The organism is Streptococcus sp. 116-D4, assembly GCF_009731465.1.
GTDB classification, from domain to species: Bacteria; Bacillota; Bacilli; order Lactobacillales; family Streptococcaceae; genus Streptococcus; species Streptococcus pseudopneumoniae_E.
Genome location: NZ_AP021887.1, coordinates 1,590,210 through 1,616,479 on the forward strand (window position 1 = coordinate 1,590,210; position 26,270 = coordinate 1,616,479).

The window sequence follows — 26,270 nt, forward strand, 5'->3', positions numbered from 1 at the left end:
TCTATTTTTATGGTATAATAGAGTGATGTTATTGTACCAATAAGGAGAAATATGGTCAACTATCCTCATAAAATTTCATCAAAAAAAAGCCAAACATCCATTTCTCAACCAAAAAACTTCGCAAATCGAGGAATGACTTTTGAAAAGATGATCAATGCGACAAACGACTACTATCTGACGCATGGCATGGCGGTTATCCATAAAAAACCAACACCTGTTCAGATCGTTCGAGTAGACTATCCTCAACGTAGTCGAGCCAAAATTGTAGAAGCCTACTTTAGACAAGCTTCCACAACAGATTACTCTGGCGTGTATAGAGGACATTACATTGACTTTGAAGCCAAGGAAACGCGGCAAAAAAATGCTATTCCACTAAAAAACTTCCATCTTCACCAGATTCAACATATGGAACAAGTTTTAGAACAGCAGGGCATTTGCTTCGTACTGCTTCACTTTTCTTCTCGACAAGAAACTTATTTGTTGCCGGCACTTGATTTGATTCGCTTTTATCACCAAGATAAGGGGCAAAAATCAATGCCACTTGGATATATTCAAGAATACGGACATTTAGTAAAGCAGAGTGCTTTCCCTCAGATTCCCTATCTCGATATTATCAAAGAACATTTACTAGGTGGTAAAACAAGATGAACAAACAAACTATTCTGCGAATCTTAAAGTATATTGGGATTACATTCCTTACCTTATTTATCGCATTATTTCTATTAGGTGGAGGTGTCTTCCTCTACTTTGTTAGCAAGGCTCCGGCCTTATCTGAAAGTAAATTAGTTGCGACAACTTCTAGCAAGATTTATGACAATAAGAACGAACTGATTGCTGACCTTGGTTCTGAACGTCGCGTAAATACTCAAGCAAATGAAATCCCTACTGATTTGGTCAAGGCCATCGTGTCTATCGAAGACCATCGTTTCTTTGATCATAGAGGTGTTGATACTATTCGTATCATGGGTGCGGCATTGAGAAACCTCCAAGGGAAAGGAGGGCTCCAAGGAGCTTCAACCTTGACTCAGCAATTGATCAAATTGACTTATTTCTCTACCTCAACTGCCGATCAAACCTTGTCACGTAAAGCTCAGGAAGCTTGGCTAGCTGTTCAACTCGAACAAAAAGCAACCAAGCAAGAAATCCTGACCTACTACATAAACAAAGTCTACATGTCTAACGGTAATTATGGAATGCAAACCGCAGCTCAAAATTACTATGGAAAAGACTTGAAGGATTTAAGCTTGCCTCAGTTAGCACTCCTAGCTGGAATGCCTCAAGCACCAAACCAATATGATCCTTATTCCCATCCAGAAGCAGCTCTCGAACGTCGGAACTTGGTACTTTCAGAAATGAAGGGACAGAAATATATCAGTGCGGAAGATTACGAAAAAGCTATTAATACTCCTATCACTGATGGTCTCCAAAGCTTGAAGTCAGCCAATAGTTATCCTGCTTATATGGACAATTACCTCAAAGAAGTAATTGATCAAGTTGAACAAGAAACAGGTTACAACCTTCTTACTACAGGTATGGATGTCTACACAAATGTGGACAAAGATGTTCAACAGCGACTTTGGGATGTTTACAATACAGATGAATATGTTGCCTACCCAGATGATGAACTCCAAGTAGCTTCAACCATCGTCGATGTAACAAATGGTAAAGTCATTGCTCAGTTAGGGGCACGTCACCAATCAAGTAATGTATCTTTCGGTGTTAACCAAGCCGTTGAAACCAACCGTGACTGGGGTTCTACGATGAAACCAATCACTGACTATGCTCCCGCTTTAGAATATGGAGTCTATGACTCTACTGCTTCTATTGTACATGATGTTCCTTATAACTATCCTGGCACTGATACTCCAGTCTACAACTGGGATCATGGCTACTTTGGAAACATTACAGTCCAGTATGCTCTTCAACAATCACGAAATGTCACAGCCGTTGAGACTTTGAATAAGGTCGGTCTAGATAGAGCTAAAACCTTCCTCAATGGACTTGGTATCGATTATCCAAGCATGCTTTATGCAAACGCCATTTCAAGTAACACAACTGAATCCAACAAAAAGTACGGAGCAAGTAGTGAAAAAATGGCCGCTGCCTACGCAGCTTTTGCTAATGGTGGTACTTACCACAAACCAATGTATATCAATAAAATCGTCTTTAGTGATGGTAGTGAAAAAGAATTTTCTGATGCCGGTACTCGGGCTATGAAAGAAACTACTGCCTATATGATGACCGAAATGATGAAAACTGTCTTATTATACGGAACCGGACGTGGAGCCTACCTACCTTGGCTTCCACAAGCAGGTAAGACAGGTACTTCTAACTATACTGACGAAGAAATTGAAAAGTATATCAAGAATGCTGGTTACGTAGCTCCAGATGAAATGTTTGTTGGTTATACCCGCAAATATGCAATGGCCGTTTGGACAGGATACTCAAATCGTCTAACTCCAATCATCGGAGATGGTTTCCTTGTTGCTGGTAAGGTTTATCGCTCAATGATAACTTACCTTTCTGAAGATGACAATCCTGGAGACTGGACAATGCCAGATGGCTTGTACAGAAATGGAGAATTCGTCTTCCAGAACAACGCAAAGAATACAGGGAATCATTCAGTAACACAACAAACACAAACAGTAGAAACTCCAAGCACAACAGCTGAAAGTTCAACTACACAGGCAAGTACGACGGTTGGTCAACAATCCAATAATGCTCCAGCAACCGATCCTAATCAAGGACAAGCTGGTCAAGCTGGTCAGGCTGGTCAACCGACACAACCAGTACAACCAACGCCACAAAATCCACAAGTTCAACAGCAACCACAACAGTGAGATAAAAGAAAATCCTGAGAAGCAAAACTCAGGATTTTTTCTACAAAAACTTAACGTCATAATCTTTGAAAGAGAGGATAGGTTTCAATTCATTTTCGATAAACCAAAAGAAGTTAGCGAACAACTAACTTCTTTTTTATTTTATTTCACATGATTTGCGAGTTCTTCTTGTGCTTTTTTATTGGATTCTTCTTTTTCTTTCATCCATTTATCTTGCGCTTTTTGATATTCATCTGCTGTGACTGCCTTATCTTGAAGTTCAAGATATTTGTATCGGAGCGGATCGCTTGTCCCCTTGTTCCCTGAGAAAGAGAAAGGTAAAGTAAATGGTACCATCTTAGACAAGATTGGACGACCTGTACGAGATGTCGTTGGAATGACTAGGGCACTATCTGTCAACCATGCTTGAGCTTCGGCATACTTGTTATACCGTTTCGTCACATCTGTAGTTTCTTCCCCTGCTTCATTGACCATTTTATCATAATCATTGAGACCAACCTTCTTAGCCGCCTCATTGTCTTTTCCTGAATCAAATCCTAGGTAAGTTCTCGTATTTTCCCCTACAGAAGGCTTGATGATATCAAGATAAGTTGATGGATCTGAGAAGTCTGGTCCCCATCCAACGTTATCAGAAATATCCCAATCCTCACCAGCAGCAGTTTGTGCAAATAAAGTAACATTAAGCACTTCATCTTTTTGCAATTGTTGAATATCAATAATGACATTATCAGTTCCTAAAGTCGCTTCCAAGGATTGTTTCATAGATTGGACACGTTGAACTTTTGTAGTTGCTGTTTGGTCAACAGGCATGTCTAGGTGAATTGGGAATTGCACTCCCTCAGCTTGTAGAGCTGATTTAGCTTTAGCAAATTCTGCCTTGGCTTTCTCTGGGTTATAGAGACCATCTTGGGCATCAGCAAGGTTCACATCCTTCCATTCATCCCCATAAGTCACCAATTTTTCTTTGACCATGTCCCCAAAGTTTTTTCCATCTGCTTGTACAAATGTTGGTGGAACAAAGATATTACGTAAGATTTTACTTGCTCCTGTTTGTCCATTCAACTGAGAAGCATAGGCTGTACGGTCAAATCCAAAGGCAATAGCCTGACGGAAATCCTTGTTTAAGAGAGCCTTTTTAGTTGAAGTCTTTTGTTCTTCACTAGTCTTAGAAGTATATTTATAGGACTGACGGTCGATGTTTGTTCCTACTACATAAGTCGTAGAGTCCTGTTGCGTATAGACAATATTGTCCTTCATCTCTTTTTCAAGCTCTGCGAAACTTGCACTTGTTGGATAGAGACGAGCTGCTGAAAGGCTACCGTCTTTAAAGTTTTCTGCAGGTTTACTAGTATCTTGACCATCCCAGAATGACAATTTAACTTTGTCAATATGGACATTGTCTTTATCCCAGTAATTAGGATTCTTCGCAAATTCAACAGTAGATTTGGTTACAATGGATTTCAATAAATAAGGACCATTATATAAGATACTGCTTGGATCTGTTGCTTTGGCAAAATCATCCCCTTTTGAGTTCAAAAACTCTTCATTGACTGGCGCTAAAACACCCATAGTTGTTTTAGAATTCCAAAAACTTTCAGGTTTGTTTAAAGTGTATTGGACCGTTTGATCGTCAAGGGCTTTAATTCCGACTTGAGAGAAATCTTTAATTTCCCCTTTAGCGTAGGCGTCCAAACCTTTAATTGAATCCTGTACCAAGTATAGGCCTTCTGATTTCTTGTCTGTTGCATATTTAAGACCTGTTACAAAGTCTTGAGCCTTGACAGGAGCATACTCTTCTCCTTCTGATGTGTACCACTTGGCATCCTGACGAATCTTATAAGTATAAGTCAAGCCATCCTTAGAAACCGACCAGTCCTCTGCCATTGAGGGAACCAAATTCCCAAAGCGATCACTCTCCAATAATCCATCAATCACATTACTAGTAATGTCAGCAGTCGCTGCCTTACCAGTCGTTAAGTAGTTGAGATTATCTGGGTCTGTCTCGTAGGTAAAGGCAAAGGTCTGTTCACCTTTAGCGCCTGATCCTCCAGAACAAGCCGCTAAGACACCAGCTGCTAATAAAGTTACTCCCGCAAGAGCCAATACTTTCCTTGTTTTCATCGTATTCTCCTTTGTTTTTCTATCCATTATAGCCCCTTTATAGCCCCTTTTTCAAACCTTGTCAACAGAATTTTCAGAATTTTTGAAAATTATTTTTTAAACAATTTAATTAGGAAAATATGAATAATATCAAAAATACCTCAACTACATTAGGTAGTCAAGGAATTATCGATCATATTTGTAAATAGCATTTGGGAAACAGTTTTAATTCTTTAATCTAACTCATTTCGTACACACTGCAAAGCTGTTGTCATAAGAATATTATACCTATTATTTTCCTGGGGGTTCATTAACGACCAGGCTTCAAATTAGTTCATATCACTTTTTACTTCTTGTTTATAAAATTCTTGTAAGGCATCTTGCCAAGTTGGGATGACAAATCCAGTAGCTTTGGCTTTTGCAAGGCTCATTGTAGAGTTTAGTGGACGTTTAGCTTTGGCAGGAAATTGGCTTGAGTCCACTGGCTTGACTTCGACGTCTGTATTCTTCAAAATTTCAACTGCAAAGTCATACCAAGTTGTGTCTTCCGTTGCATCATTTGACAAATGATAATAACCAAATTCCTTGCGATTTTCAGCTAGGAAAGTCATGAACTCGGCCAAGGTACGTGTCCAGGTTGGTCGACCATGTTGATCATTTACAACTGTCAATGTCTTATGAGTTTTAGCAAGATTTTGCATCGTGAAGACGAAGTTTTTACCGTAATTTCCAAAAACCCAGGCAGTACGAATAATATAGAAGTTTGAAACGTGTTTTTCTACAAGTTTCTCTCCCATACGCTTCGTACGACCATATTCAGTTTGAGGATCTGGTCTGTCATCCACTTCCCACTCTTGTCCAACTGGTTTCTTACCGTCAAATACATAATCGGTAGAAATGTAGACTAGTGTTGCACCATGCTTTTCGGATGCTTTTGCGACATTCTCTGTCCCCGTAACATTTATGGAAAAGTCCAATTCTTTCCCTTCAACCTCTGCCGCATCAACAGCGGTATAGGCTGCACAGTGGTAGACTAAAGTTGGTTTCACCTCTTCAAAAACTTTCTCAACGATCTCTGCATCGGTAATATCCATCTCAGCCACATCAACTGCAACGTATTCTTCATTACGCTCATCCAATAAATGACGAAGTTCCGTTCCTAATTGGCCATTTGCTCCTGTAATTAAAATCATTTTTCTTCCTTTCAACTGATTCACAATTCTTCGGTATAGCAATAGAGGTTGGGACAAAAAATCCCTACCTCACTTTTTATTAACAATCAAACTTTGACGCGGTAGCTGATTAGACTTTTTGTTTGACTTTTAGACTTCAAAAACTCCTAGTCATCTGCGTGGGGCTGGGATTAGGAAATCGAGACTTTGTCTATCGGTTTCTGTTCCACTGCCTTTTATTTTTCAAGAACCTCTTGTGTCTTAGCGTAGTTGGCTTCAACAGCTTCTTTTTCTCCCTGCCACCAGTCTTGGTTATCTTTGTACCATTGAATGGTTTCTTTGAGACCTTGTTCAAAGTTAGTAAATTCTGGTTTCCAGCCCAACTCATCACGGAGCTTGCTTGCATCAATTGCATAGCGAAGGTCATGTCCTGCACGGTCAGTCACATGGTCATAGGCATCGGCAGGTTGTCCCATTTCCTTAAGGATTAGTTCCAAAACTTCCTTGTTGTTCTTTTCACCATCAGCCCCAATCAAGTAGGTTTCTCCGATTTGACCTTTTGTCAAGATTGTCCAAACACCTGAAGAATGGTCATTGGTATGAATCCAGTCACGAACGTTCTTACCTTCTCCATAAAGTTTTGGCTTAATGCCACTTAGGATGTTGGTAATTTGACGTGGGATAAATTTTTCAATGTGTTGATAAGGACCGTAGTTATTTGAACAGTTAGAAATCGTTGCCTTGACTCCAAAAGAACGTACCCAAGCTTTGACAATCAAGTCTGAAGCTGCCTTAGTTGATGAGTACGGAGAGCTTGGGTTGTATTTAGTTTCAGCAGTAAATTTCTCACCTGGACCTTCACCATGACCTGGCAAATCTTCGCGTAGAGGTAGATCCCCATAAACCTCGTCAGTAGACACATGGTGGAAACGAATATCATATTTGCGAGCCGCTTCCAAAAGAGTATAGGTTCCGATGAAGTTGGTATGGATAAATGGTGATGGATCATTGAGTGAATTGTCATTATGACTTTCCGCCGCATAGTGAACGATAGCATCAGCTTGTGCTGCCAACTTGTCTACCAACTCTGCATCAGCAATGTCACCAACAACCAACTCAACACGATCACCTAAAATTTCCTCAATATTAGCGCGATTTCCAGCATAAGTCAACTTGTCCAAGACTGTCACGTGAACATCTGGAAAATTCTTGTAAACATAATGGACAAAGTTGGATCCGATAAAACCAGCTCCTCCTGTCACGATGATTTTTTTGTATTCAGTCATATTCTTTCCTTTTTACAAATCTTCTTTTTTCAAAGGTTTTACATCCTTAAGTAGTGGATGATTTTTATCTGCTTCTGAAACCTCTGCATCTGCAAGATTTTCCCATTCAATACCAAGGCTCGGATCAGCGTAGTTCACAAAGGCATACTTGGGTTTGAGTTCAAGAGCCCAGTAATCATTGACCAGATAACTATAAGAAACTGTATCTGTTAGAACTTGAAAGCCATTGGCCACTCCTCGAGGTACAAAAATTCCCTTGCTAGCATCAATAACCGTCTGATAAGTATTCCCAAATGTTTCGCCCTCGCGTAGATCAACCCAAGAACCCAGAACTTTCCCACCATCTGCTACCGAGATGTACTTATCCCATGGTTCTGCGTGGAGACCACGGAGGACATTTTTGCGTGAGAAAGATACATTGTTTTGCAATTTTCCTTCTGAAAAGAAAGACTCTGGAAAACCAAGTGGAATCATTTTTTCCTTTTGGAAATTTTCTTTAAACCAGCCACGATTGTCTCCATGAACGGGGATATCAAACTCCAACATACCTGGAATTGCATCAACCTTGCGTGCTGCAAGCGTCTTACCAAAAAAATTGTCTGTCATCTATGCTTCTCCTATCAAACGGAGCAAATACTGTCCGTATTCATTTTTCTTAAGCGGTTGGGCTAAGACCAACACATCTTCTCGACTGATATAGCCCATGCGATAGGCAATTTCTTCCAAGTTTGCTACCTGAACATTTTGCATCCGTTGGACTGTTTCGATGTACTGTGAAGCCTCTAGTAAACTTTCATGTGTTCCAGTATCCAACCAAGCAAATCCGCGTCCCATAACCTCAACGGATAAATCTCCACGATCTAGATAAGCCTTGTTTACATCTGTAATTTCCAATTCCCCACGAGGACTTGGTTTAATATTTTTAGCAATTTCTACTACATCATTATCGTAGAAATAGAGGCCTGTAACTGCATAATTTGAACGAGGGCTTTCTGGCTTTTCCTCTATAGAAATAGCGTTCATATCCTTGTCAAACTCAACCACACCAAAGCGCTCTGGATCCTTCACATGGTAGCCAAAGATAGTTGCTCCCGACTCCTTTTTAGCCGCCTTTTGTAGCATTTTCGAAAGGCCAGGTCCGTGATAGATATTGTCGCCTAAGATTAGAGCAACGCTATCATCGCCAATGAATTCTTCCCCAATGATGAAGGCTTGCGCCAAACCGTCTGGGCTTGGTTGCTCTGCATAAGAAAGTTTAATCCCAAACTCAGATCCATCTTGAAGAAGCTCTTTAAAACGAGGTAGATCTTGAGGAGTTGAGATAATCAGAATATCCCTAATTCCAGCCAACATCAATGTTGAAAGTGGATAGTAAATCATCGGTTTATCATAAACCGGCATCAGTTGTTTTGATGCAGCTCGAGTCAAAGGATATAAACGTGTCCCCGAACCACCTGCGAGAATAATACCTTTCATAATAGGGTACCTTTCTTTGTTGTTAAACAATCATTAAATTGTTAAAAATGCATGTCTTAGTAACCAAACTCATCCGTTACTACACTAAGTGCACGTTCAATGACCACATGCATGTCGTAGTATTTATAGTCAGCTAAACGACCACAGAAGATGACCTTATCATTTTTGGCTGCTTCTTCTTGATATTTAGCAAACATAGCATTGTTTCTTTCATCATTGATTGGATAATAAGGTTCATCTCCACGTTTCCAATCAGCTGGGTATTCACGAGTAATGACCGTTTTATCTTGCGTACCATACTCGAAGTGCTTATGCTCAATGATACGAGTATAAGGAATCTCACGCTCTGTGTAGTTGATCACAGCATTACCTTGATGGTTTTCCTCATCCAAGATTTCGTGCTCGAAACGCAGACTACGGTATTCTAACTCCCCATGTTTGTAATCAAAGTACTGGTCAATCATTCCTGTAAAGACAACTTTTTCAGCTGAAGCTTCTAATTCTTGACGATTGGCAAAAAAGTCAACTCCAAGTTCTACTTCTACGTTGCCTAGCATATTTTCAATGATGACGTTGTAACCACCGATTGGAATCCCCTGGTAACAGTCATTAAAGTAGTTATTATCAAAGGTCAAACGTACTGGGAGGCGCTTGATGATAAATGGTGGAAGTTCTGTTGCGGAACGTCCCCATTGTTTTTCTGTGTAGCCCTTGATCAACTTTTCGTAGATATCTGGACCAATCAACTTGATTGCTTGCTCTTCCAGGTTTTTAGGTTCAACATCCTTCATATCAGCTGTTTGCTCAGCAATCTTATCTTTGACTTCTTGCGGAGTTTTTGTCCCCCACACAGCGTAGAAAGTATTCATGTTGAAAGGAAGATTGTAAAGGCTCCCTTTGTAGTTAGCCACTGGTGAGTTGATATAGTTATTGAACTCAGCGAATCGGTTAACATAGTCCCACACTTTTTTATTAGAAGTATGGAAGATATGGGCACCATATTTATGAACATTAACACCTTCTACATTCTCACAGTAGATATTCCCACCGATGTGATCACGTTTGTCAATCACTTTCACTTTTTTACCACGTTTTGTTGCTTCGTGTGCAAATATTGCCCCTGACAAACCTGCACCAACGATAAGATAATCATACATAGTCGCTTCCTTATCATTTATCTTTACATCTCCTTAACTATAGTAAAAGAGAGAATCTTGTACTCTTTGAAAATCTTTTCAAACCACGTCAGCGTCCATCTGCAACCTTTAAACAGTATTTTGAGCTGACTTCGTCAGTTCTATCTACCACCACCTCAAAGCTGTACTTTGAGCTAACTTCCCAGTTACTCATTGATTTTTATTAAGTATTAGTTTCAATCTATTTTAGCACAAAATAAATCATTTCTCAGTTTTCAATAGCCGAGTGATTTAAAAAGACAAGCACCAAAACTGATGTTTGTCTTATGATTCTCCGTAAAAAGCTATTTCTCATTATTTAACATGCTTTTCTACTTCTTTTTGAGCTTTTTCGATTGCTTTTTTGCTTTCTTGCTCCCATTTAGTTTTCGCTTCCTCAAACTGTTTGGTCGTGACAGTATCTTCTTGTAGTTTCATGTACTTGTAGTTATTGCCATCACCCTTGATGCCGACCAGTGAATACCCTCTTGTAAATGGCGTTACTTTAGTTACAGATGCTGTTCCACCACTTGACATAGCTGACATGATCAGAGAATTGTCAATCATCCAAGCCTGTGCTTCAGCATACTTTTCATAACGCTTCGCTACATCTTTATTTTCAGTATCTGCATCTTTAAGCATTTTAGTGTAGGTATCCAGCCCCAAGCTAGCAATTTTATCTTTATCTTCCTTAGCATCTAAACCAAAGATTTTAAGGTAGAATCCATCCTCTGCATTGAAAGGATTGAGATAAGTTGATGGATCTTGGTAGTCACCCACCCAACCATCAAAGTTTAAATCGTAGTCTCGATCAGCTGGTGTCGGCGCCAAAAAGCCTACATTATTAAAATCATCTGTTGACAATTGCTGAACATCAATGACAATATTATCATCACCTAAAACTGACTCAATGGTCTGTTTAACTGAGTTCATGCCTGCCACAGAATTTTTACTTGTCTGATCAACTGCCACATCCAAGTGAATTGGGAAAGTCACACCTTGACTTGCCAATTCTTTTTTAGCTTCCGCAAATTTTGCTTGGGCTTTTTCCTTGTTGAAATAGGCATCCTGTGCATCAGCTAGGTTTACTCCTGACCATTCTGTGCCATAGTTGACTAATTTAGAAGCGACTACTTCTCCAAAGGTCTTGTCTCCAACTTGGACAAATGTAGGAGGCACTAGGGTATTACGAAGGGTCTTACTAGCCGCTTCTTCTCCATTTGACTGGGCAGAATAGGCTGTACGATCCAAGGCGAAGTTCACCGCTTGGCGGAAGTTCTTGTTCAAAACAGCTGTCTCAGTTGACTGCTTCTGCTCATCTGTCATTTTAGATGTATGGTTGTAGACCTTACGATTGACATTGAAATTGAAGTACCAAGATGTCTTATCCTGCAAACTATAGACGATATTATCCTTGTATTTCTCCTTGGTTTTGGCAAAGTTAGAACTATTTGGATAAACCCCCGCAATAGAATAAGCTCCATTTTCAAAGTTACGGATAGTCAATTCTTGGTCTAAGCCATCAAAATAAGCCAATTTCACATGTTCAATCGATACTTTACCATGATCATAGTAATGCGGATTCTTCACATACTCGATCGATGATTTCGATGTGAAATCTTTTAACAAATAAGGTCCGCTATAGAGAATGCTGTCTGGAGATAAGGTACCGAAATCTTTTCCTTTTGAATTTAAAAACTCCTCGTTTACTGGGAAAAGAATACTATTCGTTGTTTTTGAGTTCCAGTAAGGTTCTGGACGTGCCAAAGTATACTCAATAGTCTGGTCGTCAATCGCCTTCACTCCAACCTTAGAAAAGTCAGAATCTACTCCTGTAATATAATCATTCAAGCCCTTGATCGAGTTTTGAATTAGGTCAATGGCCTGTGATTTATTATCCACTGCGTACTTGATACCTGTCACAAAATCTTGTGCCTTGACTGGAGCGTACTCTTCACCATCAGCTGTGAACCATTTGGCATCTTTTCTCAATTTGTAGGTATAGGTCAGACCGTCTCTTGAAACAGACCAATCTTCTGCCAGAGACGGAACTAGATTTCCGTGATTGTCATTTTCGAGCAAACCGTCAACTAGGTTAGTAATAATAGCTGTATTGTCAGCGTAGTAGTCTAATAAATAGTTAAATGTAGTTGGATTTCCACTAAAGGTTGATGAGTAAGTTTTTGTATCTGAACCTGATTGTCCGCAAGCAGCTAATAGCAAAGTAGCCGCAAAAGTCAGACCTGCACTAAGGACACGCTTTTTTGTATTCATCTTCTTTCTCCTTTATGTTAGTTTTTATAACATACGTTTATTTTACCAAAATAACTAGGATTTGTAAAGTCAATTTAATTTTGAGAATCAAAGTTTCTAAATGTAGGTCATAAAAAACAAAGGATTTCTGTCTTTCATACAGTCCTCCCTTGTTTTTATACGATTTATTAACTAAAAAACTATTTGTGGAAACGAGCCTAGACTCATTTTACGTGTTTTTCTAAATCCTTTTGATATTGAGCATTCGATTCTAGTTTTTCCTTTTGCCACTTCTTGAGAGCTGCCTCATACTCTTTCGTTGTGACAATATCATTTTGAAGTTCCATTCCTTTAAAAATAAATGGATCCCCTTTGATGCCAACTTGTGAATAAGCTTTAGTAAATGGTACAGCACGACTTACCATAGGAGAACCTCCTGAAGACGCCACTGGAATAAGGAGAGAACTATCTGTTACCCAAGCTTGAGCCTTAGCATATTTCTCATAACGTTTATCAAGATTGGTCGTCTCAGAAGCAGCATCGTCCAAGAGCTTCTTGTATTCATCCAAGCCAACTTTCGCCATGACTTCAGGATCCTTGCCCTTTGTTATACCTAGGTGTTTCAAAGCAGAACCCTTCTTAGCATCTAGAATATTGAGATAGGTTGCTGGATCTTGGTAATCTGGTCCCCAACCTGTTCCGTTCAAATCATAATCTTTTTGAGTTGGCACTTTTGCTTGGGAAGTAATACTTTCCTTCTCATTATCTGTCATTTGAAGAACATCTACAATGACATTTTCCGTTCCAAGCGTTTCTTCAATCGATTGTTTTAATGAATTTGTCTGTTGAACTGCAACTACGTCTGTCTGTTCTACTGGTACATCCAAATGAATCGGGAAACTTACTCCCTTAGCTTGCAATTCTGACTTCGCTTTTTCAAACGCAGATTTAGCCTTTGTAGGATTGTAAATTGTATCCTTGCCATCTGTGAGAGTTACATCTTTCCATTGTTCTCCATATCTTAGCAGTTCATCCTGAGCCAGCTGTCCGAAAGTCTTCCCTGCTACCTGAACATAATTATCTGGCACTAGACTATTACGAATAATCTTATCCGCACCTTCTTCGCCGTTTAATTGAGCTGTATAGGCATGACGATTAAAGGCAAAATTAATCGCTTGACGGAAATTTTTATTCAGCATAGCTTCTTTTGTAGAAACCTTTTGTCCTTCATCTGTCTTGGCTGTTTTATTATATGATTGACGATTTACATTAAAAGTAAAATAGTAACTAGTTGCTTCCTGAGGGCTATAAATAATCTGATCGCCATATTTCTCTTTGGTTGAAGCAAAACTTGAACTATTTGGGAAAAGTCTCGCTGTATTATATGCTCCTGTAGCGAAACTACGGATAAGGGATTCTTGATCTGATCCGTCATAGAATGTTAATTTTACATTATCAATCTTGACATTTTCCTTATCCCAATAGTTAGGATTTTTTTCATATTCAATCACAGATTTAGAAATCAAAGATTTCAAAAAATATGGGCCGTTGTAAAGAATACTTGATGGAGTTGGTGCTCCGTAATCCTTTCCTGTTGCATTCAAAAATTCTTCATTTACAGGAAGCATGGTTGCTGTTGTTACTTTAGAGTTCCAAAAACTTTCTGGTTTATTAAGGGTATATTCTACCGTATAATCATCAAGAGCTTTAACACCTACAGTTGAAAAATCATTGGTCTCACCACTAACATAAGCCTCCAAACCTTTAATTGATTTTTCAATCAAAGAAAGACCATCTGACTTAGCATCTGCTGCATGTTTCAAACCTGTAACAAAGTCCTGAGCCTTAACTTCTGCATACTCCTCTCCTTCAGAAGTATACCACTTCACACCCTTACGAAGTTTGTAAGTGTAAGTCAAGCCATCAGCTGAAACAGTCCAATCCTCTGCTAAAGACGGAACAAGATTCCCATATTTATCATTCTCTAAAAGACCATCAACAACATTACCAATCACATCAGAGGTCGAACTTTTACTCGTAATGCTATAATCCAAGGAAGAAGGATCTACCGCATAGACATAAGAAAAGCTCATCGGGGCATCTGCTTTCTTATCACTTTTCCCACAAGCCGTTAAAAGAAGGGCTGCACTCATCGTTAATCCTGCTCCTAAAATCCACTTTTTCGATTTCATAACCAAACTCCTTTAGTAATATGTTATTTCCACCATTATACTCTATTTTATTCTAAATGCAAGAGCTTTTGACAGATTTTTTAGAAAATTCTAACAAATATTATTCAAAAACATTTCAGTTGTAGATAAAACACTCAAATCACATTCTTGAGGTTGGATAAATAACTGACCGAGCTAAACCATATCTACAGCATCCCAAGATGACCTTGTCTAAGAAGTTTTTTTGAAGAGTACTATAGTAGATTGAAATAAAATATGAACAAATTGCTTAGAAAAGTTAAATTAATTTCTAGAAATGTTTTAGCAACTATAGTGTACTATGCTAGTTTCAATCCACTGTATAAAAAAGAACCTCAGCCCCAAAAGCTGAAGATTCTCTAGCTTTAATCAATCAATTCCACACTAAAAGCATCCCATGGAGCCAAGGTCTGTGTAGCTAAAGCTGCTTCTACTGAGGTATTTTCAATCAAGACAGATGTGATTGATTCTTCAACTGCAAACTCTTGCTTTTGGTTGGACAAGTTAGCCACAACTAGGAATCGACGGTCCCCATCTTTACGGATGTAAGCAAAAACTTTTTCAGCCGTTTCAAGGAGTTCAAAATCAGCTCTCACCAACCAACTATTTTCCTTACGAATGTTTACCAATTTTTGATAAGTATAGAAAATAGAGTCTGGGTTTGCCAGTGCTTCCTGAACGTTGATTGCTTGGTAGTTTGGATTCACTGCCAACCAAGGTTGTCCGTCTGAGAAACCAGCATTTTTGCCCTCATCCCACTGCATTGGGGTACGGGCATTGTCACGTCCAATGACACGGATACTGTCCATGATTTCTTCCAGCGGAACGCCTTTTTCAAGAGCCTCACGCGCATAGTTGAGGGATTCAATATCTTCTACTTGATCCAGCGTTTCAAACGGATAATTTGTCATCCCAATTTCCTCACCTTGGTAGATATAAGGAGTCCCTCTCATGAGATGAAGCAAGATTGCAAAAGCTTTGGCAGATTTTTCGCGGTATTCTTGGTCATTTCCCCAGATTGAGACGATACGAGGGAGGTCATGATTGTTCCAGAAGAGCGAATTCCAGCCATCCTCAACTCCTAACTCTGTCTGCCATTTGTTGAAAATCTCTTTTAATTTCCCAACATTCAGCTCTTTTTGATAATGCCACTTAGGTTGACCTTCCTGATACTGAAGACAGATATGCTCAAACTGGAAGACCATAGACAATTCTTGCCCCTTTGGATCCGAATAGAGCTTGGCAATCTCTGGCGTTGCTCCCCAGGTCTCTCCTACTGTCAAGAGCTCTTTGTCGCCGAAAGTTGCCTGATTCATTTCCTTGAGATAGGGATGAAGCATAGGACCATTGTTGACAATCTTCTGATCAGGAATTTTCCCAATCATGTCAATGACGTCCATACGAAATCCACCAATCCCTTTATCAATCCAGAAATTCATCATTTCATAGATTTTTTGGCGTAGTTCTTCATTTTCCCAGTTAAGGTCTGGTTGTTTCTTACTGAAAAAGTGCAGGTAATATTGACCAGCCTTTTCGTCATATTGCCAAGCAGATCCACTGAAAATTGACTCCAATTCGTTAGGTTCATCACGCCAGATATAGTAGTCTCGCTCAGGACTATCAGGATTTTCACAAGCTTCGACAAACCAAGCATGCTCATCTGATGTATGATTGACCACCAAATCCATAATGATTCGGATATCTCGTTTTTTAGCCTCAGCAATCAGCTCATCCATATCTTCCATGGTTCCAAAGATAGCCGCTATATCTTGATAATTGGCAATATCATAACCATTATCATCCATGGGGCTATCATAGACTGGAGAAAGCCAGATCGCTGTAATTCCTAACTTAGCTAGATAGTCTAGCTTACTGGTAACCCCAGGTAAATCACCAATTCCATCTCCGTTGCTATCCATAAAGCTCTTAGGATAGACTTGATAGACTACGGCATTGTGCCACCATTTTTCTTGCATCTATTTACCTCATTATTTTAATAATCTATAGTCTATGATAGCGCTTTTCAGAACTTTGTGCAAGCGTTTGCCTAATCTTTTTGATTTCTTTTTTAACTCCATAGTTTCCTAACTTCCAATTTTTTATTATAATAGAGGTCAGAGGTAAAAAAATGAAAAAACAAGCTTTTAGTTCTGAACAATATTTGAATCTACAGCGCGACCACATTTTGGAGCGCATTAACCAATTTGACGGCAAACTCTACTTGGAGTTTGGTGGCAAAATGTTAGAAGATTTCCACGCTGCTCGTGTCCTTCCGGGTTATGAGCCTGACAACAAAATCAAACTCTTGCAGGAGTTGAAAGAGCAGGTTGAGGTTGTGATTGCTATTAATGCAAGTAACATCGAACATTCCAAAGCACGTGGTGACTTGGGCATTTCCTATGACCAAGAAGTGCTTCGCTTGATTGACAAATTCAATGAATTAGGAATTTTTGTTGGCTCCGTTGTCATCACACAGTACGCTGGTCAACCAGCCGCAGATGCCTTCCGCAATCAACTCGATAAAAACGGAATTGATTCTTATCTTCATTATCCAATCAAAGGATATCCGACGGATATGGATCACATCATTTCTCCAGAAGGCATGGGAAAAAATGACTACATCAAAACCAGTCGCAACTTGATCGTCGTAACAGCTCCTGGACCTGGTTCTGGAAAATTGGCAACCTGTATGTCCAATATGTACCACGACCAAATCAATGGTATCAAGTCTGGCTACGCTAAGTTTGAAACCTTCCCAGTTTGGAATCTTCCCCTTCATCACCCAGTCAATTTGGCCTACGAGGCTGCCACAGCTGACCTTGATGATGTCAACATGATTGACCCCTTCCATCTCCAAACCTACGAAGAAACCACTGTCAACTACAACCGTGATATTGAAATTTTCCCAGTTCTCAAACGCATGTTGGAACGCATCCTAGGAGAATCTCCATACGCTTCTCCAACAGATATGGGTGTCAACATGGTTGGCTTTGCTATTACTGATAATGAAGCTGCTATCGAAGCTTCTAAACAAGAAATCATCCGCCGTTACTATCAAACTGTTCTTGACTTCAAAGCCGAAAAAGTGGGCGAAGCTGCTGTCAAGAAAATCGAGTTACTTATGAACGACCTCGGTATCACACCTACAGACCGCAAGGTTGCTGTTGTTGCGCGTCAAAAGGCAGAAGAAACTGGCGGACCAGCCCTAGCCCTTGAATTGCCAAGCGGAGAAATTGTCACTGGTAAGAATTCAGAACTTTTTGGTCCAACAGCCGCTGCTTTGATCAACGCCATCAAGAAATCAGCTAACATTGCGAAAGAAGTAAAACTAATCGAACCAGAAGTGGTGAAACCCATCCAAGGTCTTAAAATCAATCATCTAGGTAGCCGCAATCCACGCCTGCATTCAAATGAAATCCTGATTGCACTTGCTATCACAGCTACAGAAAATCCTGACGCTGCCCGCGCTATGGAAGAGCTTGGTAACCTCAAAGGAAGCGAAGCCCACTCAACCATCATCTTGACAGATGAAGACAAGAATGTCCTTCGTAAACTAGGAATCAACGTAACCTTTGACCCTTACTACCAATACGACCGCTTGTATCGTAAATAACAATTCAAACCTCTCCACCCTCGGAGAGGTTTTCTCTCTGTCTCAGGAGCCAGCTTTATGTTATAATGAAAAGAGAAAACTGAAAGGATTTACCATGTCAAAAGAAGTTATTGTTGAAAGTTTTGAACTTGACCACACTATTGTTAAAGCACCCTATGTTCGCTTGATTGGGGAAGAAACAGGACCAAAAGGTGATATCATTTCCAATTATGATATTCGTTTAGTGCAACCAAACGAAGACTCTATCCCTACTGCTGGCCTTCACACTATCGAGCACCTCTTGGCCAAACTCATCCGTACCCGCATCGACGGTATGATTGACTGTTCACCATTTGGTTGTCGCACAGGCTTCCACATGATTATGTGGGGGCGCCACACCAGCGCTGAAATTGCGGCTGTTATCAAGGATTCGCTCAAAGAAATCGCCGAAACTACTACTTGGGAAGATGTCCCTGGAACAACCATCGAATCTTGTGGAAACTACAAGGACCATAGTCTCTTTTCTGCTAAAGAATGGGCGAAGCTCATCTTGGAACAAGGGATTTCAGATGATGCCTTTGAACGTCATGTGATCTAAATACAAAAAAAGGAACCAGTTTTTTCTGCTGGTTCCTTCTTTTTTATTCTCAAAATTTTGGGTTAGGCTTTTTCACGAATGACCAAAACGCCATCTTCCATATCGGCTTCAAGATGCTTAGCATCAAGATTATCCAAGTGGAAGTCTGTGACTTTGTCACGGATTTGTTGTTCAACCACACGACGGAGTGGACGAACACCCATGACTTCATCGTAACCTTCTTCGGTCATATATTCTTTGGCGGCGTCACTCACTGCCAAGTCGATCTCTTTCTTAGCCAAAGTTTGGTTAACTTCAACCAGCATTAAATCTACAATCTTAGAAAGATCTTCTTTGCTTAAGTGTGAGAACTCAATGACTGCGTTAAAGCGGTTGAGGAACTCTGGACGGAAGAATGGTTTCAAACGGTCCATCAATTCTGGTTTGTCCGCATCTTCTGTCAAGTTAGCTTCGTAACCAAAGCCTGCGTTTGAAGTTGCGATAATCACCGTATTCTTGAAGTTGACAGTGTTACCTTGACCATCTGTCAAACGACCATCGTCTAAAACTTGAAGGAGAAGGGTGATGACTTGAGGGTCAGCCTTTTCAATTTCGTCGAGAAGGACGATTGAGTATGGATTGCGACGGACGCGTTCTGTCAAGGTATTGCTATTGTCATCATAACCCACATAGCCTGCTGTTGTACCAATCAATTTAGATACGGCTGTACGGTCACTGTATTCTGACATGTCCAAACGGATGATTGCATCCTTGGTTCCAAACATATCGAGTGCTAATTGTTTGGCCAACTCAGTCTTACCGACACCGGTAGGTCCGACGAAGAGGAAGCTGCCAATTGGGCGATTGCCTTCATCAAAACCAGCACGGTTACGACGGATAGCACGAGACACAGCTTCAACTGCCTTATCTTGACCGATTACCTTGTCTTGCAAGCGATGAGCCATATCTTTCAAACGTTCGATGTCTGATGCTCCCATTTGTGACACTGGAATACCGGTCATTCGTTCTACAGATTCAGCCACATCGTTGACACTTGCAGTCACTTTCATATCTTCTGTGTGGTTTTCGATTTTCTTTTCCAATTCTGCAATGCGTGTTTTATAGTTTAGAGCTGCTTCAAAATCTTCTGCTTCAACTGCTTTTTCTTGCTTGTCTTTTTCTGCTTCGATTTCTCGTTCAACAGCATGCACATCTGTTACAGGATGTTGTGCTGCCAAGTGAGCGGCTGTCACATCCACAAGATCAATAGCCTTATCCGGCAAGCTACGTTGTGGAATATATTGAACAGAGTAATCAACGGCAGCTTTCAAGACTTCATCTGGCAAAATAACATTGTGGTGTTGTTGATAGAGGTCACGAATTCCTTGAAGAATTTTATATGTATCCTCTGCTGAAGGAGCATTGACCTTGACTTCGTTGAAACGACGAGCAAGGGCAGCATTTTTCAAAATAGTGTTGCGGTATTCGTCTTGAGTTGTTGCACCAATCACTGTCAATTCACCACGTGAAAGAGCTGGTTTCAAGATATCAGCAAGACCTTTAGATCCTTGACCATCACCTGTACTACCTGCACCCAGGATTTGATGGATTTCGTCGAAGAAGAGGATAATGTTTCCAGCTTCTTTAACTTCATTTACCAAGTTTTGAATATTTTCTTCAAAGCTACCACGATACTGAGTACCAGCTTCAAGACCTGAAATATCAATAGAGATAATTTCTTTATTCTTGATGGCTGCTGGAACATCACCATTCACAATAGCTTGCGCTAAACCTTCGACAACGGCTGTCTTACCAACACCTGCGTCTCCGACTAAAACAGGATTGTTCTTGGTACGGCGTGAAAGAATTTCAGATGTTTCTTGAATTTCCTTGTTTCGTCCGATAACAGGATCCAGCTTGCCCTCACGAGCTTCAGCTGTCAAGTTTCGACCCAGTTTTGCAAGAACACCGTCTTGTTTGATACCTGAAGCCTGTTGTGGCATTTGGCTATCAGTTTCTGCATTTCCTGCTAATTGACCAGTGGCACGATAGTGAGCAAATTCCTCAGGTGTTACTTCACGTCCATTAATCAAGTAACGGCGATTTTCAGAACTGTATCCTCGCATACCGCCCATCAATTGGTTAAATAAATCATCCATGTTGTTAAAATTATTAAAGTTGTTGTTCATATTCATTACCTCTTTTTGTTTTTCTTCGTTATGATTACTGACATTGACTATCTTTGACCTTTGTTTTAAAAAATTTAGACTAGCTAAATCGCTACTCTACGTACTATTTCTGGTTTTTCTTTTTCAAGCAGGAGTAGACTATCTTTACTTCTGAAAACTTCTAGATTAAACATAGACCCACCTCTTTCTATTTTACTTTAAATAAGTGTTCTAGTAAGGCTTTGATTTACCCTACGTTTATAATATACTACATTAGTCAGAAAAGGTCAAGAGATTTGACTTTAATTGACCAATAATTTTTATACTCTTCGAAACTATCTTCAAAACACGTCAGATTCGCCTGAACCTAAGTATTATAGGTATATGTGACTGACTTTCACCAGTTTTATCTACGACCTCTCAGTTATGCTTTGAGTAGCCTGCGACTAGCTTCCTAGTTCGATCTTTGATTTTCCTTGAGTATAAGTGTTCTAGTAAGGCTTTCATTTACCTCACGTTTATAATATACTACATTAGTCAGAAAAGGTCAATAAATTTGACTTTGATTGACCAATAATTTTTATACTCTTCGAAACTATCTTCAAAATACGTCAGATTCGGCTGAACCTAAGTATTATAGGTATATGTGACTAACTTTCATCAGTTTTATCTACGACCTCTCAGCTGTGCTTTGAGTAGCCTGCGATTAGCTTCCTAGTTTGATCTTTGATTTTCATTGAGTATTTAAACGCAAAAACACCCTGAAACATCAGGGTGTCATTCTTACATCAAATATAAAATTGCTAGCGTCAAAAGACTTGCTAGAAGCCCCACTCCCCAAAAGAAGAAGTCAACCTTCCACTCACTCCAAGGATTTCCTTTACCAGACAATCCTCCAAGCTCAAAATGGTGATGCACAGGCGTCATACGGAAAATACGTTTACCACCTGTCAGTTTGAAATAACTGACTTGCATCATAACTGAAGTCGTTTCAAAGACATAAACAATTCCAATAATCAAGAGAGTCCATTCTTGGTGGAGGGCCATAGAAATAGCTGCCAGCATTCCACCTAAGGCTAAACTTCCAACATCTCCCATAAAGACCTTAGCTGGCTTATGGTTAAAGACGAAGAAACCAAGTAAGCCACCAATCATGGCAAGAATCACTAGAAGAATATCCATCTGACCTTGCACATAGGCAATAACTCCATAAGCAGATAGACTAATCACAACAGAAATACTAGCTAGACCATCAATTCCGTCTGTCAAGTTGACTGCGTTTGAAAAACCGACTAGCCAGAAAAGAGCAAAGAAAATATAGAAAATCCCTAGATGCACTTGGTAACCAAAGACAGAAAGCATATCGCCACCGCGCTCATAGAAAAGGTAGAAGATAACTCCACCTAGAAGCTGGAGAGCAAATTTCTGCTTAGGATTAAGCCCCTCATTGATCTTGCGGAAGACCTTGAGGAAGTCATCCAAAAATCCGATTAAACCATAAAGAACCAAGATAAATAAAATCATACCGACATTATTGCTGAGTTGGTTGCTAAATAGGGCGAAAAAGAAAGCGACTAAAACAGAAGCAATTAAGAAAACCAAACCTCCCATTGTAGGAGTCCCAGCTTTTGCCTGGTGCTGTTTGACATCCTCATGCATCTGCTGGCCTGTAATTTGCGCCTTTCTATAAAATTGGATAAAGGCCGGAATTCCTACTAAAGTTAGTAAAAATGTCACAATTCCAGCACTGATGGAAATAAACATATTAGTCTCCTAAAGTTAATTTAATTTTTTTAATGTTTTTGATAGCTGTATTGGTCCGAACGTCTTGCTTCTGAACAACAGAACCTGAACCTTCAAATTCCAGCTCAATATCCAACCATTTAGCAAAGGCCTCAGCAGTCTCTTTTTTCCAGCCATACATGTCTGGAATTTCTTCTACCTTATCAGATAAAAGAAGAACTTGCTGGTTAGGTACAAGATTTTTCCCTTCTTCTACAGAAGTCTCTTTAATTTTTGTTCCCGTACCAATAACAATTGGTTGCACAATATTGCGACGTAAGGCTTCCGCCAAATCACCAGGTGAAATATCCTTGATGCTAGGCATTGCATACGAAGATTCTGCCGTTACTTGCTCTAAATTCTTAGCAGGAGATTGAAGATTCAGAGACTCTTTCATAGCTGAAGCTCGTTCCAAGATAGGATTGGCAAACTCTCCCAAATGGACAGCTGAATAATGCTCAGGCTGTTGAATAGTCACATATAAAATGAAATCAGGATTTTCCGCGGGATTCATTGATACAACTGAAAATATGTAATTGGTTGCACCAACTAAGTATCCCCCATTTTTTTCATCTGCAATTTGAGCAGTACCAGATTTAACTGCTACATTTTGTCCAGGAACTGTTATGATTGGCTTGCCTGTGTAATGATTATACATAGTCCCATATAGAGGATCTGTCCCAACTAATACCATATGAGTTCGAGTCAAGCTCGCTGCATCTTCAGATACAGGTTTTCCTACAATCTCTTTTTGAGACTTTCGTACAGACTGATTGTTAGTATCATAAATAGCACTTATAAATTTTGGCTCCAGCATAACTCCATCATTAGCAATAGCTGTAAAGGCACGAAGCATTTGTGTTTGTGTTACTGAAATCCCTTGCCCAAATGAGCTTTGAGCAATATTGACAATATTATCAGCTGGAAGTTGACCAGCGTATTCATCTGTCAAGCCAAAGCGAGTTGGGACCCCAAATTTAAAGCGGTTTAGATAATCCAACCAAGTAGCATCTCCCATTTTTTGTTCAAGTAGACTCATTCCAACATTACTGGAGAGAGCGAAACCTTGTGAGAAAGTCATCATCCTACCAGTCGTCAAACCATCATTAACATCCCAATCTCGAATCGTCACATCCGCTATTTTTAATTCACTGCTATTGAAGTATTCTCCACTTGGGAAGGTATTATTATCAATGGAAGAGGCTAGAGTCATAACTTTCATTGTTGAACCAGGTTCATAATTGCTTTGATAGAGAATGTCACGCCAAACAAAGTCTTTGGTAAGTCCTTCCTTAGTATCTGCATCAAAGGTTGGGCGCTGTGTTGTTGCAAGAATTTCACCTGTCTTAGCACTTACAAGTGTTGCATTCACATATTTGCCTTTAACTTTTTCTTGAAGAGCATCCATCTGAGTTTCCATGAAAGATTGGAGCGGGCTAGACAATGTTGTATAAACATCCTTGCCATCTACAGTCTGCTGCGCAACCTGTTCTGTACCTGGTACGATATTTCCTACACGGTCTTTTTCATAGGTAATAATACCGTCTGTCCCAGCAAGAATGGTATTTAAAGAACTCTCTAAACCAGAAGTCCCCAACAAACTCTTACTACCATCCTCATTTTCATGAAGTTGGGCTAAGCCAATAAAGCTAGAAGCAAATTGTCCATTTGGATAGCTTCTGTTAGGGCTAGTTGTAAAGTCAATCCCTTCCACACTAGCATCTTTCAAATCTTTTTTAATAGCCATCATATTGGCATAGGTAATCCCATTTCCTTTTGCACCAAAGGAAACTTGGGTCAGATTTGGTTGAGCTAATTGCTCTTTCACATAAGCTTCATCCATGTCTAAATACTTATGGAAGACTTCAGCTACCTTATTAAACTGCGAATCCTCTACATAAAGAATTTTTCCAGTTGCTGACTTGTATTTTTTATCAATAACAGCATAGACGTTATAGGAAGTCGCATCTTCAGCAATAGGCACTCCATTTCGGTCATAGATAGTCCCACGTTTGGCAGGAACTGTTCGGGTTGTTTGGTGAACCTTTTTAGCCTCTTTTACCAAGTCAGTACCAAATATATTACCTTTTGCGATAATATAAGCAAAATTGGCCAAAAAGAGGCCGAAAAGGGCAACAGCTACAAAGCTGAGGTACTTGCCAACTATCCTACGGTTTTTTGCTGGAGATTTACGATTTTTTATCGCAAATCGGGTTATTTTTTCTGTCCATTTCATATCTTACTCCGCTGTTCGGATATTTTCATTATTCAATTTCAAATCTTTTTTATCCGCAATCTCTTTCAAGCGCTCTGAACGAATCAATTCATTCACTTCCTGCTTAGCATCATCAAGCTCTGTCTTCTTTTCCTCTATCTGCGCATTGATTTTTGTCAAATCACTTTGCACTTGCAAAAGGCGTGTCTGCATAAAGATGATACTCACTGCTAAAACGAGAGCCGTAAAAGCGATGGAAAGATAAAAAGCCTTCTCCACACGTGAGAATTTTTTTATACGATTTTGCAAGAATTGACTGGTTGTTTCTTTCTTATCTACCATTTTTTCCTCTTACTTGTGAATTTTTCTGGCCACGCGCAACTTGGCTGAATGCGAGCGGTTGTTGGCTTCTAATTCTTCTGCACTTGGCAAGATTGGCTTACGAGACACCAATTCCATCTTGGGCTTGAGATCATCTGGGATGAAGGGCAAGCCTTTTGGAACTTCCACTGTTGAAGCTTCCTTGAACAATTGCTTGGTCAAGCGGTCTTCCAAGGAATGGAAGGTAATCACTGATATTCTGCCATCTAGAGCCAGCATATCCATAGCCTGCTGGATGGACTCATCTGCTGCTCCCAGTTCATCATTGACTTCAATCCGAATAGCCTGGAAGATCTGCTTGGCAGGATGCCCCTTCTTCTTAAGTTCCTTGGCAGGCTTAGCAGACTTGATAATCTCTGCCAACTCAGTCGTTGTCTCGATTGGTTTGATTTTACGTGCTTGTTCAATCTTACGCGCAATCTGTTTAGAAAACTTATCCTCACCATACTTGAAGAAAATACGAACCAAGTCATGATAGTCATAGTGGTTCACCAGTTCATAAGCTGTCAGACTAGCTTCCTGATTCATCCGCATGTCCAGTGGCGCATCCTTTTTATAAGAAAAACCACGCTCACGCTGGTCCAATTGAGGACTAGACACTCCCAAGTCGTAACAAATTCCATCAATTTCCTGAACACCAGCTTCGCGCAAACGTGCCTGTAAATGACGGAAGTTATCCTTGATAAAGGTTACCATCCCCTTTTCAATATAGGGCGCCAAACGTTTTTGCGCATTGTCAATGGCATTCTGGTCCTGGTCAAAGGCATAGAGATGGCCTTTTTCACTTAATTTACTTAATAAATATTCGCTATGGCCTGCTCCACCCAAGGTCGCATCAACGTAAACACCGTCAGGTTTCACATCAAGCATATCAATCGTTTCGTGGAGTAAGACCGTTACATGATGAAATTCTTTTGTCATATCTTATCTATTTTACCACAAATCTGACTAGCTTGCACTAGTCAGACAAATAGACCAAAAACAAGTAAGATTTCTTTAAGAAGTATGTCAAATATGCTTGACATTCACTCCATAGAAGAATA

The 26,270-nt window shown here is 39.9% G+C and carries 18 protein-coding genes; 4 read left to right on the forward strand and 14 right to left on the reverse strand.

Annotation, left to right across the window (positions count from 1 at the left end; translation table 11 throughout):
• Window positions 1-51 precede the first annotated feature (51 nt).
• Window positions 52-648 (forward strand): Holliday junction resolvase RecU, encoded by a 597-nt coding sequence (gene recU, locus UKS_RS08045; RefSeq protein WP_156012604.1) that lies wholly within the window; start codon window positions 52-54, stop codon window positions 646-648.
• Window positions 645-2,840: a penicillin-binding protein PBP1A gene (gene pbp1a / locus UKS_RS08050; RefSeq protein ID WP_156012606.1), complete on the forward strand. Its 2,196-nt coding sequence runs from the start codon at window positions 645-647 to the stop codon at window positions 2,838-2,840. The genes recU and pbp1a overlap by 4 nt, the downstream gene beginning before the upstream one ends.
• A 141-nt stretch (window positions 2,841-2,981) precedes the next feature.
• On the opposite strand, the gene UKS_RS08055 is transcribed toward pbp1a, so the two are convergent.
• The 9 genes from UKS_RS08055 to UKS_RS08095 form a co-directional block, all read right to left on the reverse strand.
• Complete coding sequence (locus UKS_RS08055) at window positions 2,982-4,961, reverse strand: peptide ABC transporter substrate-binding protein (RefSeq protein WP_156012608.1); 1,980 nt, start codon at window positions 4,959-4,961, stop codon at window positions 2,982-2,984.
• A 308-nt stretch (window positions 4,962-5,269) separates the two neighbouring features.
• Window positions 5,270-6,133 carry a dTDP-4-dehydrorhamnose reductase gene (gene rfbD / locus UKS_RS08060; RefSeq protein WP_156012610.1) on the reverse strand — a complete coding sequence of 288 codons (864 nt, stop codon included), beginning with the start codon at window positions 6,131-6,133 and terminating at the stop codon, window positions 5,270-5,272.
• Window positions 6,134-6,348: 215 nt separating this feature from the next.
• On the reverse strand, window positions 6,349-7,398 hold the full coding sequence (gene rfbB / locus UKS_RS08065; protein WP_049528903.1) for a dTDP-glucose 4,6-dehydratase: 1,050 nt from the start codon (window positions 7,396-7,398) through the stop codon (window positions 6,349-6,351).
• 12 nt (window positions 7,399-7,410) lie between these two features.
• On the reverse strand, window positions 7,411-8,004 hold the full coding sequence (locus UKS_RS08070) for a dTDP-4-dehydrorhamnose 3,5-epimerase family protein (RefSeq protein WP_156012612.1): 594 nt from the start codon (window positions 8,002-8,004) through the stop codon (window positions 7,411-7,413).
• Window positions 8,005-8,874 (reverse strand): glucose-1-phosphate thymidylyltransferase RfbA, encoded by an 870-nt coding sequence (gene rfbA / locus UKS_RS08075; protein WP_156012614.1) that lies wholly within the window; start codon window positions 8,872-8,874, stop codon window positions 8,005-8,007.
• 56 nt (window positions 8,875-8,930) lie between these two features.
• Window positions 8,931-10,031: a UDP-galactopyranose mutase gene (glf, locus tag UKS_RS08080; RefSeq protein ID WP_156012616.1), complete on the reverse strand. Its 1,101-nt coding sequence runs from the start codon at window positions 10,029-10,031 to the stop codon at window positions 8,931-8,933.
• A 333-nt stretch (window positions 10,032-10,364) separates the two neighbouring features.
• Window positions 10,365-12,323 (reverse strand): peptide ABC transporter substrate-binding protein, encoded by a 1,959-nt coding sequence (locus tag UKS_RS08085; RefSeq protein ID WP_156012618.1) that lies wholly within the window; start codon window positions 12,321-12,323, stop codon window positions 10,365-10,367.
• A gap of 203 nt (window positions 12,324-12,526) precedes the next feature.
• Window positions 12,527-14,494 carry a peptide ABC transporter substrate-binding protein gene (locus UKS_RS08090; protein WP_049497154.1) on the reverse strand — a complete coding sequence of 656 codons (1,968 nt, stop codon included), beginning with the start codon at window positions 14,492-14,494 and terminating at the stop codon, window positions 12,527-12,529.
• A gap of 383 nt (window positions 14,495-14,877) precedes the next feature.
• Window positions 14,878-16,488, reverse strand: a complete 1,611-nt coding sequence (locus tag UKS_RS08095) for a glycoside hydrolase family 13 protein (RefSeq protein ID WP_156012620.1) — start codon at window positions 16,486-16,488, stop codon at window positions 14,878-14,880.
• Window positions 16,489-16,640: 152 nt separating this feature from the next.
• On the opposite strand from UKS_RS08095, the gene UKS_RS08100 reads away from it, so the two are divergent.
• On the forward strand, window positions 16,641-18,125 hold the full coding sequence (locus tag UKS_RS08100) for a DUF1846 domain-containing protein (RefSeq protein ID WP_156012622.1): 1,485 nt from the start codon (window positions 16,641-16,643) through the stop codon (window positions 18,123-18,125).
• Between the two features lie 94 nt (window positions 18,126-18,219).
• The gene (locus tag UKS_RS08105) at window positions 18,220-18,702 is read left to right on the forward strand and encodes an S-ribosylhomocysteine lyase (RefSeq protein ID WP_000032547.1); all 483 of its coding nucleotides are present in this window, start codon (window positions 18,220-18,222) and stop codon (window positions 18,700-18,702) included.
• 62 nt (window positions 18,703-18,764) lie between these two features.
• On the opposite strand, the gene UKS_RS08110 is transcribed toward UKS_RS08105, so the two are convergent.
• The 5 genes from UKS_RS08110 to rsmH form a co-directional block, all read right to left on the reverse strand.
• Window positions 18,765-20,870, reverse strand: coding sequence for an ATP-dependent Clp protease ATP-binding subunit (locus UKS_RS08110; RefSeq protein WP_156012624.1), 2,106 nt, complete (start codon window positions 20,868-20,870; stop codon window positions 18,765-18,767).
• 762 nt (window positions 20,871-21,632) lie between these two features.
• On the reverse strand, window positions 21,633-22,613 hold the full coding sequence (gene mraY / locus UKS_RS08115) for a phospho-N-acetylmuramoyl-pentapeptide-transferase (RefSeq protein ID WP_156012626.1): 981 nt from the start codon (window positions 22,611-22,613) through the stop codon (window positions 21,633-21,635).
• Window position 22,614: 1 nt separating this feature from the next.
• Entirely contained in the window at window positions 22,615-24,867 is a 2,253-nt protein-coding gene (pbp2x, locus tag UKS_RS08120; RefSeq protein WP_156012628.1) for a penicillin-binding protein PBP2X, read from the reverse strand.
• A 3-nt stretch (window positions 24,868-24,870) separates the two neighbouring features.
• Entirely contained in the window at window positions 24,871-25,188 is a 318-nt protein-coding gene (ftsL, locus tag UKS_RS08125) for a cell division protein FtsL (RefSeq protein WP_000227824.1), read from the reverse strand.
• Window positions 25,189-25,197: 9 nt separating this feature from the next.
• The gene (rsmH, locus tag UKS_RS08130) at window positions 25,198-26,148 is read right to left on the reverse strand and encodes a 16S rRNA (cytosine(1402)-N(4))-methyltransferase RsmH (protein ID WP_156012630.1); all 951 of its coding nucleotides are present in this window, start codon (window positions 26,146-26,148) and stop codon (window positions 25,198-25,200) included.
• Window positions 26,149-26,270: the final 122 nt, after the last annotated feature.

Excerpts from the sequence above, each read along its gene's own strand:
- recU (WP_156012604.1), top strand. The coding sequence starts at position 52 with ATGGTCAACTATCCTCATAAAATTTCATCAAAAAAAAGCCAAACATCC.
- pbp1a (WP_156012606.1), top strand. The coding sequence starts at position 645 with ATGAACAAACAAACTATTCTGCGAATCTTAAAGTATATTGGGATTACA.
- UKS_RS08055 (WP_156012608.1), bottom strand. The coding sequence starts at position 4,961 with ATGAAAACAAGGAAAGTATTGGCTCTTGCGGGAGTAACTTTATTAGCA.
- rfbD (WP_156012610.1), bottom strand. The coding sequence starts at position 6,133 with ATGATTTTAATTACAGGAGCAAATGGCCAATTAGGAACGGAACTTCGT.
- rfbB (WP_049528903.1), bottom strand. The coding sequence starts at position 7,398 with ATGACTGAATACAAAAAAATCATCGTGACAGGAGGAGCTGGTTTTATC.
- UKS_RS08070 (WP_156012612.1), bottom strand. The coding sequence starts at position 8,004 with ATGACAGACAATTTTTTTGGTAAGACGCTTGCAGCACGCAAGGTTGAT.
- rfbA (WP_156012614.1), bottom strand. The coding sequence starts at position 8,874 with ATGAAAGGTATTATTCTCGCAGGTGGTTCGGGGACACGTTTATATCCT.
- glf (WP_156012616.1), bottom strand. The coding sequence starts at position 10,031 with ATGTATGATTATCTTATCGTTGGTGCAGGTTTGTCAGGGGCAATATTT.
- UKS_RS08085 (WP_156012618.1), bottom strand. The coding sequence starts at position 12,323 with ATGAATACAAAAAAGCGTGTCCTTAGTGCAGGTCTGACTTTTGCGGCT.
- UKS_RS08090 (WP_049497154.1), bottom strand. The coding sequence starts at position 14,494 with ATGAAATCGAAAAAGTGGATTTTAGGAGCAGGATTAACGATGAGTGCA.
- UKS_RS08095 (WP_156012620.1), bottom strand. The coding sequence starts at position 16,488 with ATGCAAGAAAAATGGTGGCACAATGCCGTAGTCTATCAAGTCTATCCT.
- UKS_RS08100 (WP_156012622.1), top strand. The coding sequence starts at position 16,641 with ATGAAAAAACAAGCTTTTAGTTCTGAACAATATTTGAATCTACAGCGC.
- UKS_RS08105 (WP_000032547.1), top strand. The coding sequence starts at position 18,220 with ATGTCAAAAGAAGTTATTGTTGAAAGTTTTGAACTTGACCACACTATT.
- UKS_RS08110 (WP_156012624.1), bottom strand. The coding sequence starts at position 20,870 with ATGAACAACAACTTTAATAATTTTAACAACATGGATGATTTATTTAAC.
- mraY (WP_156012626.1), bottom strand. The coding sequence starts at position 22,613 with ATGTTTATTTCCATCAGTGCTGGAATTGTGACATTTTTACTAACTTTA.
- pbp2x (WP_156012628.1), bottom strand. The coding sequence starts at position 24,867 with ATGAAATGGACAGAAAAAATAACCCGATTTGCGATAAAAAATCGTAAA.
- ftsL (WP_000227824.1), bottom strand. The coding sequence starts at position 25,188 with ATGGTAGATAAGAAAGAAACAACCAGTCAATTCTTGCAAAATCGTATA.
- rsmH (WP_156012630.1), bottom strand. The coding sequence starts at position 26,148 with ATGACAAAAGAATTTCATCATGTAACGGTCTTACTCCACGAAACGATT.